This window comes from Mycoplana ramosa, assembly GCF_041930185.1.
GTDB classification, from domain to species: domain Bacteria; phylum Pseudomonadota; class Alphaproteobacteria; order Rhizobiales; family Rhizobiaceae; genus Mycoplana; species Mycoplana ramosa.
Genome location: NZ_JBHEEW010000016.1, coordinates 19,509 through 37,033 on the forward strand (window position 1 = coordinate 19,509; position 17,525 = coordinate 37,033).

Annotated in this window: 15 protein-coding genes; 6 read left to right on the plus strand and 9 right to left on the minus strand. The window is 65.4% G+C overall.

Going from position 1 to position 17,525, the window contains the following annotated elements; genetic code table 11:
* The first annotated feature begins 71 nt into the window (after window positions 1-71).
* Window positions 72-1,781, plus strand: a complete 1,710-nt coding sequence (leuA, locus tag JNC62_RS18460) for a 2-isopropylmalate synthase (RefSeq protein ID WP_374840611.1) — start codon at window positions 72-74, stop codon at window positions 1,779-1,781.
* Between the two features lie 88 nt (window positions 1,782-1,869).
* Here the strand turns inward: leuA and JNC62_RS18465 are convergent, their stop codons facing one another.
* The 3 genes from JNC62_RS18465 to JNC62_RS18475 form a co-directional block, all read right to left on the minus strand.
* Window positions 1,870-2,709: an anti-sigma factor family protein gene (locus JNC62_RS18465; protein WP_374840613.1), complete on the minus strand. Its 840-nt coding sequence runs from the start codon at window positions 2,707-2,709 to the stop codon at window positions 1,870-1,872.
* Window positions 2,710-2,711: 2 nt separating this feature from the next.
* A complete protein-coding gene (locus JNC62_RS18470) occupies window positions 2,712-3,230 on the minus strand; it encodes an RNA polymerase sigma factor (RefSeq protein ID WP_374840796.1) in 519 nt (172 codons plus the stop codon).
* A gap of 374 nt (window positions 3,231-3,604) precedes the next feature.
* Window positions 3,605-4,522, minus strand: coding sequence for a metallophosphoesterase family protein (locus JNC62_RS18475; protein ID WP_374840615.1), 918 nt, complete (start codon window positions 4,520-4,522; stop codon window positions 3,605-3,607).
* A gap of 183 nt (window positions 4,523-4,705) precedes the next feature.
* On the opposite strand from JNC62_RS18475, the gene JNC62_RS18480 reads away from it, so the two are divergent.
* Window positions 4,706-5,197, plus strand: coding sequence for an NUDIX domain-containing protein (locus JNC62_RS18480; RefSeq protein ID WP_374840616.1), 492 nt, complete (start codon window positions 4,706-4,708; stop codon window positions 5,195-5,197).
* 20 nt (window positions 5,198-5,217) lie between these two features.
* On the opposite strand, the gene JNC62_RS18485 is transcribed toward JNC62_RS18480, so the two are convergent.
* A complete protein-coding gene (locus tag JNC62_RS18485; protein WP_374840618.1) occupies window positions 5,218-6,204 on the minus strand; it encodes a glutathione S-transferase family protein in 987 nt (328 codons plus the stop codon).
* 270 nt (window positions 6,205-6,474) lie between these two features.
* Here JNC62_RS18485 and JNC62_RS18490 point away from each other — a divergent pair, with 270 nt between their 5' ends.
* Window positions 6,475-7,020 carry a GNAT family N-acetyltransferase gene (locus JNC62_RS18490; RefSeq protein ID WP_374840620.1) on the plus strand — a complete coding sequence of 182 codons (546 nt, stop codon included), beginning with the start codon at window positions 6,475-6,477 and terminating at the stop codon, window positions 7,018-7,020.
* 54 nt (window positions 7,021-7,074) lie between these two features.
* Here JNC62_RS18490 and JNC62_RS18495 read toward each other — a convergent pair whose 3' ends face one another.
* The 5 genes from JNC62_RS18495 to JNC62_RS18515 all read right to left on the minus strand — a co-directional run bounded on the left by JNC62_RS18495 (window position 7,075) and on the right by JNC62_RS18515 (window position 14,848).
* On the minus strand, window positions 7,075-7,875 hold the full coding sequence (locus JNC62_RS18495; protein ID WP_374840622.1) for a class I SAM-dependent methyltransferase: 801 nt from the start codon (window positions 7,873-7,875) through the stop codon (window positions 7,075-7,077).
* Window positions 7,876-8,019: 144 nt separating this feature from the next.
* Window positions 8,020-10,089, minus strand: coding sequence for a hypothetical protein (locus JNC62_RS18500; protein ID WP_374840624.1), 2,070 nt, complete (start codon window positions 10,087-10,089; stop codon window positions 8,020-8,022).
* 1 nt (window position 10,090) lies between these two features.
* Entirely contained in the window at window positions 10,091-12,904 is a 2,814-nt protein-coding gene (locus JNC62_RS18505) for a DUF4159 domain-containing protein (RefSeq protein ID WP_374840626.1), read from the minus strand.
* Window positions 12,901-13,821, minus strand: a complete 921-nt coding sequence (locus JNC62_RS18510; protein ID WP_374840628.1) for a DUF58 domain-containing protein — start codon at window positions 13,819-13,821, stop codon at window positions 12,901-12,903. Before JNC62_RS18510 ends, JNC62_RS18505 begins: the two co-directional genes overlap by 4 nt.
* Before the next feature lie 13 nt (window positions 13,822-13,834).
* The gene (locus JNC62_RS18515) at window positions 13,835-14,848 is read right to left on the minus strand and encodes an AAA family ATPase (protein WP_374840629.1); all 1,014 of its coding nucleotides are present in this window, start codon (window positions 14,846-14,848) and stop codon (window positions 13,835-13,837) included.
* A 144-nt stretch (window positions 14,849-14,992) separates the two neighbouring features.
* Here JNC62_RS18515 and JNC62_RS18520 point away from each other — a divergent pair, with 144 nt between their 5' ends.
* The 3 genes from JNC62_RS18520 to JNC62_RS18530 are packed head-to-tail and all read left to right on the plus strand — an operon-like array spanning window position 14,993 to window position 17,492.
* The gene (locus tag JNC62_RS18520; protein WP_374840631.1) at window positions 14,993-15,613 is read left to right on the plus strand and encodes a DUF1285 domain-containing protein; all 621 of its coding nucleotides are present in this window, start codon (window positions 14,993-14,995) and stop codon (window positions 15,611-15,613) included.
* The gene (locus JNC62_RS18525; RefSeq protein WP_374840633.1) at window positions 15,610-16,242 is read left to right on the plus strand and encodes an NUDIX hydrolase; all 633 of its coding nucleotides are present in this window, start codon (window positions 15,610-15,612) and stop codon (window positions 16,240-16,242) included. Before JNC62_RS18520 ends, JNC62_RS18525 begins: the two co-directional genes overlap by 4 nt.
* On the plus strand, window positions 16,239-17,492 hold the full coding sequence (locus JNC62_RS18530; RefSeq protein ID WP_374840635.1) for a CCA tRNA nucleotidyltransferase: 1,254 nt from the start codon (window positions 16,239-16,241) through the stop codon (window positions 17,490-17,492). The genes JNC62_RS18525 and JNC62_RS18530 overlap by 4 nt, the downstream gene beginning before the upstream one ends.
* The last annotated feature ends 33 nt before the right edge of the window (window positions 17,493-17,525 follow it).

A 17,525-nucleotide genomic window follows, 5' to 3' on the forward strand; every position in this document is an offset into this window, starting at 1 on the left:
GCCGTCGCCAAGCGTGCCGCTATCGGCTATGACGCTTCGGGCGAAAGCCGGGATGACGAAGAGACAGGCACATGACCGTAAAGACCCATACTCCCAAGCAAGGCATGCCTAACGCGGCTATGAAGTATCAGCCGTATCCGCAGATCAGTATTCCGGACCGCACCTGGCCAAGCAAGACCATCACCAAGGCGCCGATCTGGTGCTCTGTCGACCTGCGCGACGGCAACCAGTCGCTGGTCAACCCGATGGGCCACGACCGCAAGGCCCGCATGTTCCAGCTCTTGCTCGACATGAACTTCAAGGAGATCGAGATCGGCTTTCCCTCCGCCTCGCAGACGGACTTCGACTTCGCCCGCTGGTGCGTCGAGGAGGGCAACGTGCCTGACGACGTCTCGCTGCAGGTGCTGGTCCAGTGCCGGCCGGAACTGATCACCCGCACCTTCGAGGCGCTGGAAGGCGCAACGCGTCCCATCATCCATTTCTACAATTCGACCAGTGAATTGCAGCGCCGCGTTGTCTTCGCCAAGGACGTCGCCGGCATCAAGCAGATCGCCACCGACGCGGCCAAGATGATCATGGACATGGCGGCGGAGACCGGCGGCGACTACCGCTTCGAGTATTCCCCCGAGAGCTTCACCGGCACGGAGCTGGAGGTCGCGCTGGAGATCTGCAACGCCGTCACCGAGATCGTGCGTCCGACGGCGGACAACAAGCTGATCATGAACCTGCCGTCGACCGTCGAGATGGCGACGCCGAACATCTATGCCGACCAGATCGAATGGATGTGCCGCAATCTCGACAATCGCGAAAACCTCATCATCTCGCTGCATCCGCACAATGACCGCGGCACCGGGATCGCTGCGACCGAGCTCGGCCTGATGGCGGGTGCAGACCGCGTCGAGGGCACGCTGTTCGGCAACGGCGAGCGCACCGGCAATGTCGACGTCGTGACGCTGGCGCTGAACATGTACACACAAGGCGTCGACCCGAAGCTCGACTGCTCCGACATCGAGCGCATCAAGGCAGTCTACGAATACTCCAACGAGATGGTCATCCCGGAGCGCCACCCTTACGTCGGCGAACTCGTCTACACGGCCTTCTCCGGCTCGCACCAGGACGCGATCAACAAGGGCATGAAGGCGATCAAGACAGCCAACAAGCCGTTGTGGGAGGTGCCCTACCTGCCGATCGACCCGCAGGACGTCGGCCGCACCTACGAGGCGATCATCCGCATCAACTCGCAGTCGGGCAAGGGCGGCATCGCCTATATCCTGCAGCAGGACCACGGCATCAACCTGCCGCGCAACCTGCAGGTGGAGTTCCGCGAGGACATCCAGCGCATCACCGACGAGGAGGGCGTCGAGCTTCCGTCCAAGCGCATCTACGAGCGCTTCCTCGAACGCTACGTGACCCAGCCGGATGCGCGGCTGCGCTTCGTCGACCACCACACCTATCCCGACACGACCCGCAAGGGCGTGCGCATCGTTTCGGCCGAAATCACCGATCGCGGCGAGACCAAAATGATCGAAGGGCAGGGCACCGGGCCGATCGACGGCTTCATTCACGCGCTGTCCGTCTACACCGGCTTGCAAATGTCGGTCGTCGACTATTCCGAGCACTCGTTGCAACAGGGCTCGAACGCGGCGGCGATCGCCTATGTCGAGATCGAGTATCCTGGCGGCAAGCTCTTCGGCGTCGGCATCAACACCAACATCGTCACCGCCTCGCTCGAGGCGATCATCTCGGCCGCCAACCGGGTGTTGGAAGAAACCGGCCGCTGATCGAACTGGATTTCCAAACCACAAAGCCGCTCCGGGCCTCCGGGGCGGCTTTTGTGTATCTAGGACGGGCGCTGCGGCTGCCGCAGATTCAGATCCCCTGCGCCACCGCCTGCGCGATCGTTTCCAGTGCGGGATCGGACGACGGACCGACGACGACGAACGAGGCGGCGCCCGCCTGCCAGGAGATCAACCCGAGATCATCGCGAATGCTGTCATCGAGCTCCGTCCTTTCGACGGCGGGATCACTTCTCTGGAAACAGACGGCGAAGATTTCGCCATCTTCGTCCTTGTAGAGAAGCTGCGCTGTCGGTTTGCCGCCGGCGACCAGAAGCCGGCCACCCTGGAAGCTCAGCCGGTTGGCGGTCAGGTCGGGTATCGCGAAGTCGACGCCGACCGCTTTGGAGAGCCAGTCGGTGATGTGCGGGCTCTCCGCGGCCGAAACTTCCGCGAGATGCCGTGTCTGGCGTGCGTAGACGCGGTGATAGTCGGCAATGTCGTCAAGCCAGCTTCGCGATTGCACCGCCTGTGCCGGCGCTGCCGGCGCGGCGTGCTGCGCGCCAAGCAGGTAGCCGGCGCTGCCGCCGGCCAGGAGCAAGACCAGCGCTGCCGCACCAAGGCGTGCCGGCGTGCCGTAGGCCGTGACTTGCTTCGGAGGTTCGCTCGGGGGCGGACGTCCTGCATCCTGTCCGCCGTCGATCGAAACCAGTTTGATGTTGCGGACGAGATCCAGGGGCACCGGCTCGTGCAGCATGTCCTCGAACGCCTTGCGTCCCAGGTCGCTTCCCAGCTTCAGCCGATTGAAGAGTGTGCGCGCCCTCTCGTCGTGCGCCAGAATTCCGTCGATTTCATTTGCTTCCGCATGCGAGAGCTGTCCGTCCAGATAGGCCGACAAGCGCACTTCGAGCGGGAGACCCTGCGTGCTTTCCAAGCTCAGGTCCTCCTTTCTGTCTGTTCCGAGATCATTGCGGCTAGCCTTATGCGCGCCGTCGAAAGTCTGCTCATGACGGTCCCGATGGGGATTCCGAGGATCTCCGCCGCATCCCGGTAGCTGTGGCCTTCCACGTTCACCAGGAGAAACACGCTCGAGAGACCTTCTGGCATCGTCATGATCAATTTGTGCAATTGCTTGGCATAGACGGCCTTGTCGGCCGATGCCTCGATGTGCAGGTCGTCCTGCTCGGAAAAATCGACCGTTCCCGATCCGGTGCGGACCTTGCGCTTCCTGATCTCGTCCACCCAGAGATTGCGCGTCATGGCATATATCCAGCTTTCCAGCCGTCCCTCGCCGTTCCACAGATGGCTGCGGGTGATGGCGCGTTCGCAGGCTTCCTGAACGAGATCGTCCGCGTCGCTGGCGTTTCGGGTCAATGTCATGGCAAAGCGGCGCAGCTTAGGCAACAGACCAACCAATTCACGCCGGAATTCATTCGATTCTGCCGTCGGACGCATTGTACTTCCAAGGAAACGTTCGAGATCAGACCAGTATTCGCCGCAAATCCTGCCCGCGACCATTGATATGGAACATTTGGGCTGCGCTCTGCAAGCGCAGGTTCAGGCACAATTGAAGATTCGGGCGCTTCGGCCGAAGCTGTTGGGGATAGGAATGGCAGGGATCGGCGCGACCCTAGTACCGATGTGACCGGCCGAGTCGGTCAAAGGGTGTTGCGGTCGCCGCCCAAGCGCCTGGACCAGCGATCTGACAGGCTGGATCTCGACCCGTTTCACTTCGATCCTGCCACAGGTCGGCGCCGAGAAGGCGCGACGGCGAGGGCCGCTCGGGTCCCTGCACTGTGGCGCGAGATGAGACGCGATCGAAATGCCCCTTATTCCTCGCTCGGGAAGCGCGTTGTTTCGGCAAGCGCGACGCCTGATCCCAAGGCGTCGAGCTCGTAGCGCTCGCGCATAAGGTTCCAGCGCCCCGGTTCTCCGGAAATCTCGAACAGGTTGTAGGCAGCCGGCGGCTTGTGTCCGCCCGGCCCCTGCGAAGCCGAGGCGATCCCGACGACGGGGACCTGGCCGCCTGTGGGACCGCGAAGCCAATGAACGGTGTTGAAATGGGTATGGCCGTGCAGCACCAGTTCCGCGCCGCCGGAGGAAATCGTCGCGGCGAAGCGGCGGATACCGATCATTCGTTTGTGGAAGGAGGTCGCGCCGCGGATCGGCGGATGGTGGATCATCACCACGCGGAACAGCCCGGCCTTACCGGCTGCCTGCAACAGGTCGACCGTCGCTCTTGCCTGGCGTCGGCCGAAATAGCCGCTCGCCGCGAAGGGTGGCGTCGCCACTGCGGTCGAACAGCCGATCAGGGCGACATTGCCGCGCACGCGCATGTAAGGAAAGACCGGGCTGCCGGCGTTCCAGTCGGCAGGGGCTTCGTCGCCGCGCATGTAGGGATACCAGGCCCGGCAAGAGCGCTCATACGCGCCGGGTACGTAGGCATCGTGATTACCGGGCACGACGGACACGTTTTCGGGTTTGCCCACGTCGCTCAGCCAGCAGGCGACCGTATCGATCTCGACGGCCGCTGCAAGGTTGACGAGGTCACCGGTGATGGCAAGGTGATCCGGATTGCGCCGCTCCAGATCATCCATCAGCAGGCCAAGCGTGTTGGGAAAGAGATGGCGGCGGCGGTTGCGGTGCCAGTTGACGAAGCCGGTGATCCGCTTCGACGCCAGCTCGAGCACGGAGAGCGCGGGCAGTGGACCGAGGTGGATGTCGGAGATGTGGGCGAGGCGAAACATGGCTTTCCTTAAACCGAGTCAGGGTTGGAAGGGAATGCCGCCAGCTCCGATTCGTTGCCGGGGAGGGTTGTTGCCTGTTTTCAACGGGACAATTCACCCAGGTCACCGGTCCGGTCTTGATTCAGCCGGCTCTTGGGTGAAGCCTTGCGGGGCGAGGCAGAGGCGCGTTGAACGGGGAGGCGCATGAGCAGCGAACGGCCGCCGGAAATGCGAAACCTTTGGGCGCGCCTGGTCACACGTGTGGTGCATGGCTATTTCGCCTATGCGCGCGGGATGACGCTCGGCGTGCGCGCGGCCTGCTTCGATGCCGAGGGACGCGTCTTTCTCGTGCGCCACAGCTATGTCCCCGGTTGGCATCTGCCCGGTGGCGGCATCGAGCGGCACGAGACCGCGCAGCAGGCGCTTGCCAAGGAACTGCGCGAGGAAGGCAATCTGCTTGCCGGCGACCCGCCGCGCCTGTTTCACGTCTATTTCAACAGAAGGACGAGCAAGCGCGATCACGTGCTGTTCTATGTCTGCGCGAACGTGCGCCAGAGCGCACCGAAGCGGCCCGACCGGGAAATCCGCGAGGCAGGTTTCTTTTCGCTCGATGCCTTGCCGGACGGGGTGACGCCGGCGACGCTGCGCCGGCTCGACGAGGTGGCCGGCCAAATTCCGCCGGCCGATTTCTGGTGACGTCGGCGCCGCGCTCGGTCTCAGGCGGCCAGTAGCCGTTCCCGCCCGTGGGGCGCGGTGAGGTCGAGTTCCGGCCCTTCCGGGACGATCCCCGTCGGATTGATCGTCAGGTGGCTGCGGTAGTAGTGCTGCTTGATGTGGAACATGTTCACCGTCTCGGGGATGCCGGGCACCTGGTAGAGGTCGCGCAGGTAGCCGGACAGGTTCGGATAATCGGCGATGCGGCGAATGTTGCACTTGAAGTGGCCGACATAGACGGCATCGAAGCGCACGAGCGTCGTGAACAGGCGCCAGTCCGCCTCGGTGATCCGCGCGCCGGTCAGGTAGCGCTGCTGCGACAAGCGCTGCTCGAGTTCGTCCAGCGTTTCAAACACGCGGGCGACGTTCTCCTCATAGGCGTCCTGGGTCGTCGCGAAGCCGGCCTTGTAGACCCCGTTGTTCACCGTGTCGTAGATGTGGTCGTTCAGCGCGTCGATCTCGGCACGCAGGTGGGCCGGATAATAGTCCTCGCGCGAGCCGGTGATCCCGTCGAAGGCCGAATTGAACATGCGGATGATCTCGGCCGATTCGTTGGAGACCATGCGGTTCTGCTGCTTGTCCCAGAGTACCGGAACGGTGACGCGGCCGGAATAGTGCGGATCGGCCTTCACATAGATCTGCCAGAGCGTCTCGGCACCGAAAAGGTGATCGACGGTGCCGCCGTTTTCGCCCTTGAACTCCCAGCCCTTCGACAGCATCACCGGATCGACGATCGAGACCGAAATCAGGTCTTCCAGCTTCTTCAGCTTGCGGAAGATTAGCGTGCGGTGCGCCCAGGGGCAGGCCAGCGAGACATAGAGATGGTAGCGGCCGGCCTCGGCCTTGAAGCCGCCTTCGCCGGAGGGGCCGGGTTCGCCGTCGGACGTGACCCAGTTGCGAAACTGCGAGGCCGCCCGCTTGAAGTGACCCCTGGTGGCCGCGGTGTCGTACCAGACATCATGCCAGATGCCGTCCACAAGCTTTCCCATGCCGATCTCCTTATGGCTCCCGAATACACTGTCAAAATAGGTTCAACGGTCGGGAACGGCTAGGTGCTGTTTCTTGAACAGTGCGTTTTGGGCTTTGACAGGCGGCGTTTTTCTGCTATCCGCGCTGGTTAGAAAACGCGTGCCGGATGGCACGAAGAGGATTCGGTTCCAACGATGTTCTTTGCAGGAAACCCGCGACGACGCTGATGCTCTCAAACGCCTCTCTCGAGGCGAAGCCATCCTATTGTCTCGCACACGGTTCCTGTTCCCATGCACAAGCACGACCTCGTCTACCTGACCGAACACGCTTCCCATGACGCCGCCATCGAACACATCAACGAAGAGGCGTTCGGCCCCGGACGGCATGTGCGCGCCGCGGCACGGATCCGCGAACAGGGCCCGCACGACCGGTCGCTGTCGTTCGTCTGCGCCGATGACGGCGAGACGATCGCCTCGGTGCGGATGACGCCGGTGATGGCCGGCAGCGTGAAGGCACACCTGCTCGGCCCGCTCGCGGTCCGGCCGTCGCACAAGAACAAGGGTATCGGCCGGGAACTGGTGCGCATTGCTGTCGAGGCAGCCAGACGGAAGGGATCCGAGGCGGTCATCCTCGTCGGCGATCCGCCCTATTACGGCCCGCTCGGCTTCGAGAAGGTGGCCTACAATGCGCTGACCTTCCCCGGTCCGGTCGACCCGAAGCGGGTGCTGGTGGTGCCGATCGCCGCCGACACGCACGAGCGGCTGAGGGGCGAGATCGGCTGGCGGCCCGATGACGCGGCTGCGGATGCACCGGCGAAGCGCGCTGCGGCAGGCTGAGGTGACGGCGATCGCCAGCAACCCTTGCCAGAGAGTTGCCACAACGTCCCCGCTTCAAGGAACGAGGCCCCGGCAGGCCAGGGCGACATTCGCAAACGACCTCGGGCCATCCGGCCGGCCTGCCTCGTAGGCATCGCGCACGGCGGCGTCGATGCGCGCCTGCTCCTCGATCCCGAGCGTGGCGACATAGTGGCCGAGCGGGCCTTCGCCCGCAGCGATCGGCGCCCAGTAGTCGTCGAAGTTCCGGTAGTCCATCCGGACTACGAGCTGGGTATCGACGACGTCCACAAGCCCCTGCTCGATGAAAGTCTGCTTCATTTCACCGGGTTGCATCATCGGCTGGAAGCAGTAGCGGCCGCGCAACTGGCGACCGCCTTCGCTGAGTGCCGCCACCGTGTCGACCATCATGCGCATGCCAGGCATGCCGCCAAGATGGTCCCACACGGCCGCCGCGACCACGCCGCCGGGTCGCACGACGCGCCGCATCTCGGCGACGGCCTTGGCAGCGTCGGGTACGAAATGGAGCACGAGCAACGCCATGGCGCGATCGAACCTGCCATTGGCGAAGGGCAGGGCGCAGGCATCCGCCTGCCGGATTTTTATCCGCGGATCGGTGTTGCGCCGGGCGGCCGCTTCGACGAAGACCGGCGAATAGTCGATCGCGACAATGTCATCCACATTGGCAGCCTCGGCGAGGGCGAAGGTGAGACTGCCGGTGCCGCAGCCGACGTCGATGATCTTTTCGCCGTCGGCAAGCCCGGCGAAATCGATGAACTGGCGGGCGAGAATTTTGCTCCAGCGCCCCATCAGTTGGTCATAGCCGGCCGGATCGTGAACATGGAAGGTTGACGGCATCGAAACCTCCATCCCGTGCGGGGCCGTCAGGGGCCCGATCAGCACCTGTCCTGAACGCGAAGAACCGCCCGCTCCGTGCGTTCGGTCCGGAAGTTCGTCACGCTTGGTGCCGCGCTTCGTCGCGTTCAGCGCTGAGGCGCTCTTTCAGCGTCCCTCACGATACCACATGCCCGACAGCGCAAGCAGCAGCAGCCCGACGCCGGCGAAGCCTGCAAAGAGCGGCAGGCTGTCGACGCTCTTCAGCGCCGTCTCGTTGGTCATGCGCAGCGAAAGGCGCTGCGGATCGGACGCGCGAACCGATCCGGAGACCGGCAGGAGCGGCGGCATGTCGAGCGCGTTTTCGGCGTCGGCCAGACGCCGCACCGTTCCCTTCGTCTTGTCAGCCAGCGGCTGAAGCGTCTCGGTGGTCGAGATCGTCGCCTTGAATTCCTGGGCATCGATTGCACCGACATGCACCAGCGCCGTCAATCCCTCGTTCTCTATCTCATAGAGGCCGGTTTCCGCCGTCTTGACCTCGGCGCGGTAAAGCCCGGGACCATCGGCCTTCAGTTCGACGGAACTGGTCTTGCCCGAGGGCAATTTCATGATCGCCGGGCCCGGAGCCTCCTTGATCGTCTGACGTGTGATCTCCAGCGTCCGGCCGAAGGCGCGCGCCGTTAACGCTTCTTCCTCGAGCGCCGGTTCCTGCATCAGCCAATGGGCGGTGCGGCGATAGAGGGAGACGTGCGGGCCGCCGCCCTCGAAGCCGCGCGCCCACAGCCAGCCCTGATCGGACAGCAGCATGGCGACGCGCCCCTTGCCGTGGCGGTTGAGCACCAGGAGCGGGTGGTTGTCCGCGCCTTCCATGACGACGCTGCCCTGCGGCGGGCCCACGTCGACCGTACGGAACCAGCGTCCCCAGTGCGGCGGCTCGTCCAGCGCCCCCTCCAGTCCGCGGGTGACAGGATGCTTCTTGCCCTGTTCGGTGAGCCGCGGATAAAAGGCCTTCTCGTTTATTACCCCGGTCGGCGTTGCAGGCAGCACGACCGACAGCGGCGTGTAGGCGATCGAATCGTTGCCGGCATGTTCGGGGCCGGCGGCAATCAGCAGCGCGCCGCCGTTTTCCACGTATTGGGCGATGTTGTCATAGTAGAGGATCGGCAGCACGCCACGGTGCTGGTAGCGATCGAAAATGATCAGGTCGAACTCGTTGATCTTGTCGACGAACAGCTCCCGCGTCGGGAAGGCGATCAGCGACAGCTCGTTGATCGGCGTTCCGTCCTGCTTTTCCGGCGGCCGCAGGATGGTGAAGTGGACGAGATCGATGGCCGTGTCCGACTTCAGCAGGTTGCGCCAGGCGCGTTCGCCGGCATGCGGCTCGCCGGACACGAGCAGCACCCGCAGGTTCTCGCGGATGCCATCGATCAGGTGGACGGCGCGGTTGTTGGCGGTGGTGATTTCGCCCTGTATCGGTTCAACAGCGAATTCCAGCACGTTGCTGCCGCCGCGCGGCACCGTGAAGCGGAAGGGCATCTCCGCGCCGGGCGTGGCCATTTCCGAGGCGATCTCGTTGCCGTTCAGTCGGATCGTTACACGCGCCGTCGTTCCTGGCCCCTTGCCGTCGTCAGTCACGCGAAACTTCAGTTCCTGCGGTTCGCCGACGATGCCGAAGCGCGGCGCGCTGAGGACCTCGATGCGCCGGTCGAACTCGTCCGGCCGGCCGGTGATCAGCGCGTGCACGGGCGCGTCGAAGCTGGTGAAGGCGGCCGGGTCCGGGATGTCGTGCACCTGTCCGTCCGTCACCAGGATGGCGCCACCCACCCGCGAGGGGGGAACGTCGGCGAGGGCCGCCGTCAGGGCGTCGAAGAGGCGGGTCGAGGGCGTGTCGGAGTCCGGATCGTTGCCGGCCTCGACGATGCGCGGCTCGAGGCGCGGGTAGCGGGCAAAACGCGCCTTGAGATCCTCCACGGCCTTGTCGGTCATCGCGGTCCGGTCGGCGTTCTGCTGGCTTTGGCTGCGGTCGACGACGACAGCGACCACCGTCGGCAGCGGTTCGCGCTCCTCGCGTGTGACGACCGGGTTCGTGAGCGCCAGCATCAGCAATGCGAGCGCCAGCGCGCGCAGCGACGAACCGCGCAGCCGGCGCCAGAGCCCGAAGGCGCTCAGCAGCACGGCAACCGCTGCGAGCAGGGCAATCGCATACCAGGGAATGAGCGGTGAGAAGGCGATGCTCATGTCACTGCCCCAGCCGTTCGAGAAGCGCGGGCACGTGGACCTGGTCCGCCTTGTAGTTGCCGGTCAGCATGTACATCATGATGTTAACCCCGGCACGAAACGCGTGCTCGCGCTGCACCTCGTCGGGGGGGACTGTCGGCAGGAGCGGCATGCCGTTGTCATCGATCGCCCAGGCGCCGGCGAAGTCGTTGCCGGTGATCATGATCGGGGTGACGCCGTCGCCAGCGCGCGCGGGCCGGTTCGGGTCTTCCTTGTGGTCGAGTTCCGCCTCGACCCACAGGGGGCTGCCGGCGTAGCGGCCGGGAAAATTGGTCAGGAGGTAGAACGCCTTTGTCAGGACGTGGTCGGCCGGCACGGGCTCCAGCGGCGGAATGTCGAGGTCGGCCAGGATCGCGCGCAGCCGCTGCGTGTTGGGACTGGCTTCGCTGGCGTTTTCGATCGAGGAAAACTGGTCGCGTGTGTCGAACAAAACGGTGCCGCCGTTGCGCATGTAGGCGTCGATGCGGCTGATGGCGGCGGGCGTCGGCATTTCCGCGCTTGCGCTCACCGGCCAGTAGAGCAGGGGATAGACAGCCAGTTCGTCGGTCGCGATGTCGACGCCGACCGGGTCGCCGGGTTCAAGCGTCGTCCGGTAGGTGAGAAATTCCGTCAGGCCGGCGAGCCCGCGTTCCGAGGTGCGGTCGACATCAGTTTCGCCGGTGACGACATAGGCGAGATGGGTCGTATCCAGGCGCGCCAGCAGCGCATCGTCGCCGGGCTTGGTGTCGTCGGCAAGGGGCGATCCCGGCGAAAGGACCAGCAGCGCCAATGACAGCGCGCAGGGCATGGCAAGCGCGGCGGCGCGCGCCGGCGCCTGCCTGATGGTGCGGGCGAAGGCACCGCTCATGATCAGCACGATCAGGCTGTCGGCGATCAGCAGGAGTGCCGCGATCAGGAACAACGTCGGCTTGAGGGACTTCGCCAGCTGGCCGATCAGGTTCTCGCGCTCGATCGCCGGATCGGCCGCAGTTGGAAGCGGTGCCAGCCGTTGGCCGGCCGGAAACAGGTTGTGCGCGACAAACCCATCCTGCGCGCCGTAGAGACCGGGGGGATTGTCTGCCGTGGCCACACCCTTTCCTGCGATGGCGGGATCGAGCGGTTTGGCTTCGCCGGTATCGGTGGTCAGCGTGCCGACCGCGGTCAGGAGCCGGAACGGCGGCAGGCGCTGCCCCTGCGTTTCGCCCGACACGGCCACGCCGCCGCCGCGCGAAAGCTGCACGGTGCGCCGCAGCATTTCGACGAAGTCACCCGAAAGCGGCAGGTTCGACCAGCCGGTTTCGGCGCTGACGTGGAAAAGCACGATCCGCCCGGCGCCGACCTTTCCCGTCGTCACGAGCGGTGTTCCATCAGCAAGGCTCGCCCAGGTCCGCTCGGGAAGGTCCGGCGTCGGCTCGGCGAGCACCTGGCGCTTGACCAGCACATCGTCCGCGCGCGGCAGGCCGGCGAAGGGACTCGTCGCCGGATAGTCGGCAAGCGGCTGCGGCTCCGACCAGGACAGTGCGCCGTCAAGCGCACGCTCGCCCTTCCGGAGCATGACCGGCACCAGCGGGTCATCGGCAGGCGCTGCGGCGAGACGCGGTCCGGCGAAACGGATCAGCATGCCGCCCGCCTCCAGCCATTTGTTCATCGGGGCGTAGGCCTCCTCCGGCAAGCGGCCGATATCGGCCATGATCACGACCGATGGCCGTTGTTCGAGGAGCTCGGGAATACCGGTGGCGAGGTCGGCAACGCCGGGGCGGATCAGGTCGGAATAGGGCGCCAGCGCCTTTTCGATGTAGTGCAGCGGCGAGAGCAGCGGTTGGCTGGCGTCCTGTGTTTCACCGCTCAGAAGGGCGACACGCCGGCGCCGAAAGCCGTCGTCCAAAAGGTAGGTGGCGCCGGCCGAGGCCAGGCCGTCGATGGTGATGTGGGCAAATTCGTTGCGCAGTTCGAAGGGCGCCGCAATGCTGCCGGTCGCCGTCGCTTCGCCGGCCTTGAAGGCGAGCGTTCCGTTGCCGATCGGCCGGCCGCGCGTGTCGTGGGCGGTGAGTGCCAGCGTTCGCGCCTCGCCCGTCGAAAGACGGCTTGCCGTGACCGTCAGCGCTTCAGCGTCGTTGTTGGCGTCCGTGATTGCGACGGTCCCTTTGCCGTCCCCCTCGATCAGGCGCAGATTTGCCGGCTGCAATGCTTTCAACACTGAAAGCGTGCCGTCGGCATCACCATTGGCAATTCCGTCGGAAAGGAAGGCAAGCGTGCCAGGCGGGGTGCTTGCAAGCGCGGTCTTCAGGGCCGCGAGTGCAGATTCGCGATCTGCCGGCAAGGGGAGGGCCTGGGTCGCGGCGAGCCGCGCGCGGGCCGTTGCCGCGTCGGTCGGAACGGCATCGTGATGCCGTTCGACGGTGAACACCATCGCGATGGGCACGTTGCGCGCCTCCGCATCGTCGATCAGGGCGGATGCGGTGTCGACACGCCGCTGCCAGTCGGTGGCGGTGGCCCAGCTGTTGTCGATGACGAGCACGAGCGGACCCGCGGCCGAAAGCGTGTTTTCGCGCGGATTGAGCACGGGCTCGGCGATCCCGACAATGACGGCCGCCGCCATCAGCATTCGCAGCAACGTCAGCCACCATGGGCTTCGCGCCGGCGTTTCCTCGCGCTTCAGGATCGAGGCGAGGATGCGAAACGGCGGAAAGGCTTCGACGACGGGCCTTGGCGGGGTCAGCCGCAAGAGCCACCAGATCGCCGGCAGAAGCACGAGTGCGGCAAGGACGGCCGGATAGGCGAACACGAGGCTGCTCATCGGTGTGCTCCGGCAGCGCGCATTGCCGGCAGACCGGAGAGGTACATGTGCGCAGCGACGATCGCCTCGGACGCGAGATGGTCGGTGCGGTGTACGACGAAGCTCCAGCCGAGATGGCGCAGGTTGTCGGCCAGCGTGGCGCGCCGAGCCTGATAGGCGCGGGCGTAGTCGTCCTTGAGCGTCTCTGCGCGACCGGCGGTCAACTTTTGCCCGGATTCAGGGTCGGTGAACTCGGTGCGGCCGGTATAGGGGAACAACTCTTCGGCCGGATCAGCGATTTCGATCACGTGGCCGCGAAAGCCGCGTTTGGCCAGCGGCGCGAGCCGCTCCATCACCCCATCCGGCGGATCGAGGAAGTCGCCGATCAGCACGATGTCGCTCGAGCCGCGGATCATCTCGGTGGAGGGGAGACCGTCGGCGAGTGTGCTGTGGGCAAGGGCGGTCGCGAGCCGGTCGGCCGCATTACGGGCTGCGATCGGCTCCATGATACCCGGGCAGCCGATGCGCTCGCCCGAGCGGGCGAGGATCTCGGCGAGCGCCAGCATCACCACCAGCGCGCGGCTTTCCTTCGACACCGCGCCGAAGCTCGACTTGTACATCATCGAGGGCGACAGATCGGCCCAGAGCCAGATCGTGTGCGCCGCCTCCCATTCGCGATCGCGCACATAGGTATGGTCGTCGCGGGCCGAGCGCCGCCAGTCGATCCGGGCAAGGCTCTCGCCGGTCACATAGGGACGGAACTGCCAGAAGTTTTCGCCGATTCCGCGCTTGCGGCGGCCATGCCAGCCGGCGATCACGGTGTTGGCAAGACGGCGGGCCTCCACCAGGCAATCCGGTATCAGTGCCGCGCGCGCCTGCGCTCGCGACAGGACCTCGGCTGTCGGTGTGCGTCGGACGATCTCGCCGATTGCAGGCATGGCGCGCTCCCCGTCAGCCGCGGGCCTGGTTGACGAGCGAGGCAATGACGTCGCGTACGGACATCCCTTCGGCACGGGCGGAGAAGGTCAGCGCCATGCGATGCTGCAGCACAGGCTCGGCGAGCGCCAGCACGTCGTCCACCGACGGCGCCAGCCGGCCGTCATAGAGGGCGCGGGCGCGGGCGCACAGCATCAGCGCCTGGCCGGCGCGGGGACCCGGCCCCCAGGCGACCTGCTTGTCGGTGGCGGCATTGCCGTTGCCCGGACGGGCCGAGCGGACCAGCGAGAGGATCGCGTCGAGCACGGTCTCGCCGATCGGCATCTGGCGGATCAGCGTCTGGATCTCCTGCAGGCGCGCGCCTGTGATCGCCTGTCCGGCCTGCACTTCGCCGGTGCCGGTCGTCTCCAGCAGGATCCGCCGCTCGGCGGCAAGATCCGGGTAGTGCACGTCGACCTGCAGCAGGAAGCGGTCGAGCTGGGCTTCCGGCAGCGGATAGGTGCCCTCCTGTTCCAACGGGTTCTGGGTTGCCAGCACGTGGAAGGGGCGCGGAAGGTCGTTGGCGCGACCCGCGATCGTGACATGGTACTCCTGCATCGCCTGCAGGAGCGCCGATTGGGTGCGCGGCGAGGCGCGATTGATCTCGTCGGCCATCAGCAATTGCGTGAAGATTGGGCCGGGGACGAAGCGGAAGGAGCGCTTGCCGTTGTCGTCCTGGTCCATCACTTCGGAGCCTAGGATGTCGGAGGGCATCAGGTCCGGGGTGAACTGGATGCGGCTCGAGGAGAGACCGAGGACAGTGCCGAGCGTCGCCACGAGCTTCGTCTTCGCCAGCCCCGGTACCCCGACGAGCAGCGCATGGCCGCCGGAGAGAATGGCGAGCATGGTCTGCTCGACCACGCTCTCCTGGCCGAAAATCACCTTCCCGACTTCCTTGCGCACCAGCGCGATATCGGCAAGCGCGTTCTCGGCCGCAGCGATGACGGCTTTTTCGTCCAGGCCCGTTTCAGGGGATTTCGCGACGCCCATGGTCGTCTCCAGATGCCAGATTTGCAGTCCGGCGGTGCCGCCGGTCGAATATTGAGCTTATAGGCTGGCCCGCTGCTGACAAGCGGCCATGAAATGACTATCTCGTGACATGGGAATGAGATAGGGGGCAACCGGGACGGAACAATGGCGAAAGGCGAATTTCAGGCGACGAGTGATCCGGCCGGCCTCGCGGCCCTGATTGCGCGCGCTGCCGCAGACCAGGGGCAGAGCCGCGGCCTGCCGCCGGTGGACAGATGGAATCCGCCCGATTGCGGCGATATCGACATGGAGATCCGCGCCGACGGCACCTGGTTCTACATGGGCACGCCGATCGGCCGAGCGCCTCTCGTGCGGCTCTTTTCCACGGTGCTGCGGCGCGACGAGGATGGAAAGACCTATCTCGTAACCCCTGTGGAAAAGGTCGGCATCCGGGTCGTCGACGCCCCCTTCGTGGCCGTCGAGATGGATAGCCAGGGCAAGGGCGAGACGCAGACGCTCACCTTCCGCACCAATGTCGGCGATGTGGTTGAGGCCGGAGCCGAGCATCCCTTGCGTTTCGTCATCCATGGCGAAAACAACGAATTGAAGCCGTATCTTCACGTGCGCGGACGGCTGGAGGCACTGATATCGCGGCCGGTGATGTACGACATCGTCGCACTCGGCGAGACGATCGTCATCGATGGAATGCCGATGTTTGCGGTGCGCTCCGGCGGAGCCGTGTTCCCGATCATGCCGGCGGCCGAGCTGGAAACGCTGTCGCAATGAGTTTTCCCCTCTACAGTGCCGCCGAGTTCCGTCGCCGCGCCATGGCGCAGTCCCTGACGCTGCATCCGGAGGACTGGCGCGAGAACGGGGACGCAAAGCTCAATCCGACGACGATCCCGCATGTCGAGGGCATGAAACTGAAGGATGCCGCCGTGCTGATCGCGGCGGTCAACGACGGTGACGATGCGCGGGTGATCTTCACGCAGCGCACCGCCTCGCTGCGCAAGCATTCGGGCCAGGTCGCCTTTCCGGGCGGCGCGGTGGACGAGACCGACCGCGACATGGAAGAGGCGGCCGCACGCGAGGCTGAGGAAGAAATCGGGCTCGATCGCCGGTTGATCGAGCCGGTCGGGCGGCTTCCGGATTACATGGCGCTGTCCGGATTTCGCATCACGCCGGTTCTGGCGGTGGTGCAGCCCGGCTTTTCCCTGCACCTCAATCCGGACGAGGTCGACGAGGTGTTCGAGGTGCCGCTGTCCTTCCTGATGAATCCGGCCAATCACGCGATGGGAAGCGGCGTCTGGCTCGGCAGCGAGCGGTACTACTATCGCATGCCCTACGAGGGGCGAGATATCTGGGGCATCACTGCGGGCATCGTCCGGGTGATCTACGAAAGGCTCTACGCATGACATCGGTCGCGGATCAGGCCTGGTTCAAGGACCCCGCGCTTCAGCGCGTGCTGACGCTGCTCAATGAAGACGGCGGCGAGGCGCGGGTCGCAGGCGGAGCCGTGCGCAACAGCCTGATAGGGATGCCGGTGGGCGACGTCGACATCGCCACCACCCTTGTTCCCGCCGATGTGATCGCGCGTGCCGGGGCCGCCGGGGTCAAGGCCGTTCCGACCGGTATCGATCATGGCACGGTGACGCTTGTCGTGGAGCGCACCCCATTCGAGGTGACGACGCTGCGCCGCGATGTGGAAACGGACGGCCGGCGTGCGCAGGTGGCATTCGGCACGAACTGGCAGGAGGATGCCGAGCGGCGCGATCTCACGATCAACGCGCTCTATGCGACGGCTGACGGAACGGTGATCGACCTCGTCGGCGGCCTGGCCGATATCGAGACGCGGACCGTGCGTTTCATCGGCGACGCGGACCAGAGGATCGCCGAGGACTACCTGCGCATTCTCCGCTTCTTCCGCTTCTTCGCCTTCTACGGCGGCGGCCGGCCGGATGCGGACGGCCTTCGCGCCTGCGCCCGCGCCAAGGCAAAGCTCGCCTCCCTGTCGGCCGAACGCGTCTGGTCGGAGACGAAGAAGCTTCTTTCCGCCCCCGATCCGTTCCGCGCCCTTCTGTGGATGCGCCAGTCGGGCGTGCTCACCGAAATCCTGCCGGAAACGGAAAAGTGGGGCATTGATGCCGTTCCCGCCCTGGTCGCCGCCGAGACCGCCTGCGGTTGGGCGCCGGATCCGTTGCTTCGGCTGGCCGCGATCCTGCCGCCGGATACGGAAAGACTTGCCGGACTGGCGGCGCGCCTGAAGCTGTCGCGCGCCGAGGCAGCCTATCTCGCCCAGTGGGCCGGCGCGCCCGAAATTCCAGCCACCCTTGCAGAGACGACCTTCGACCGCATGCTCTACCGCAGCGGGGTGCAGGGGATTATCGTTCGCCTGAAGCTGGCTTTGGCGTCATCCCGCGCGAAGGCAGAAGCCGATCCGCAGGCCATGGCCTTCAGCGGCCTTTGCCAGCGGTTGCTGGCGCGGGCCGAACGCTGGTCTAAGCCAGACTTTCCGCTGTCCGGCACAGATGTGCTGGCCGCTGGCGTTGCAGCCGGCCAGCAGGTGGGCGACATCCTCAGGATGTTGGAAAACGAGTGGGTCGAAAGCAATTTCAACCTCGACCGGGCAAGCCTTCTTGCCCGGCTGGCAACGCTCGCGACGTAGGGGCTGGCCGGCGCGCACTCTTACCCATGCTCG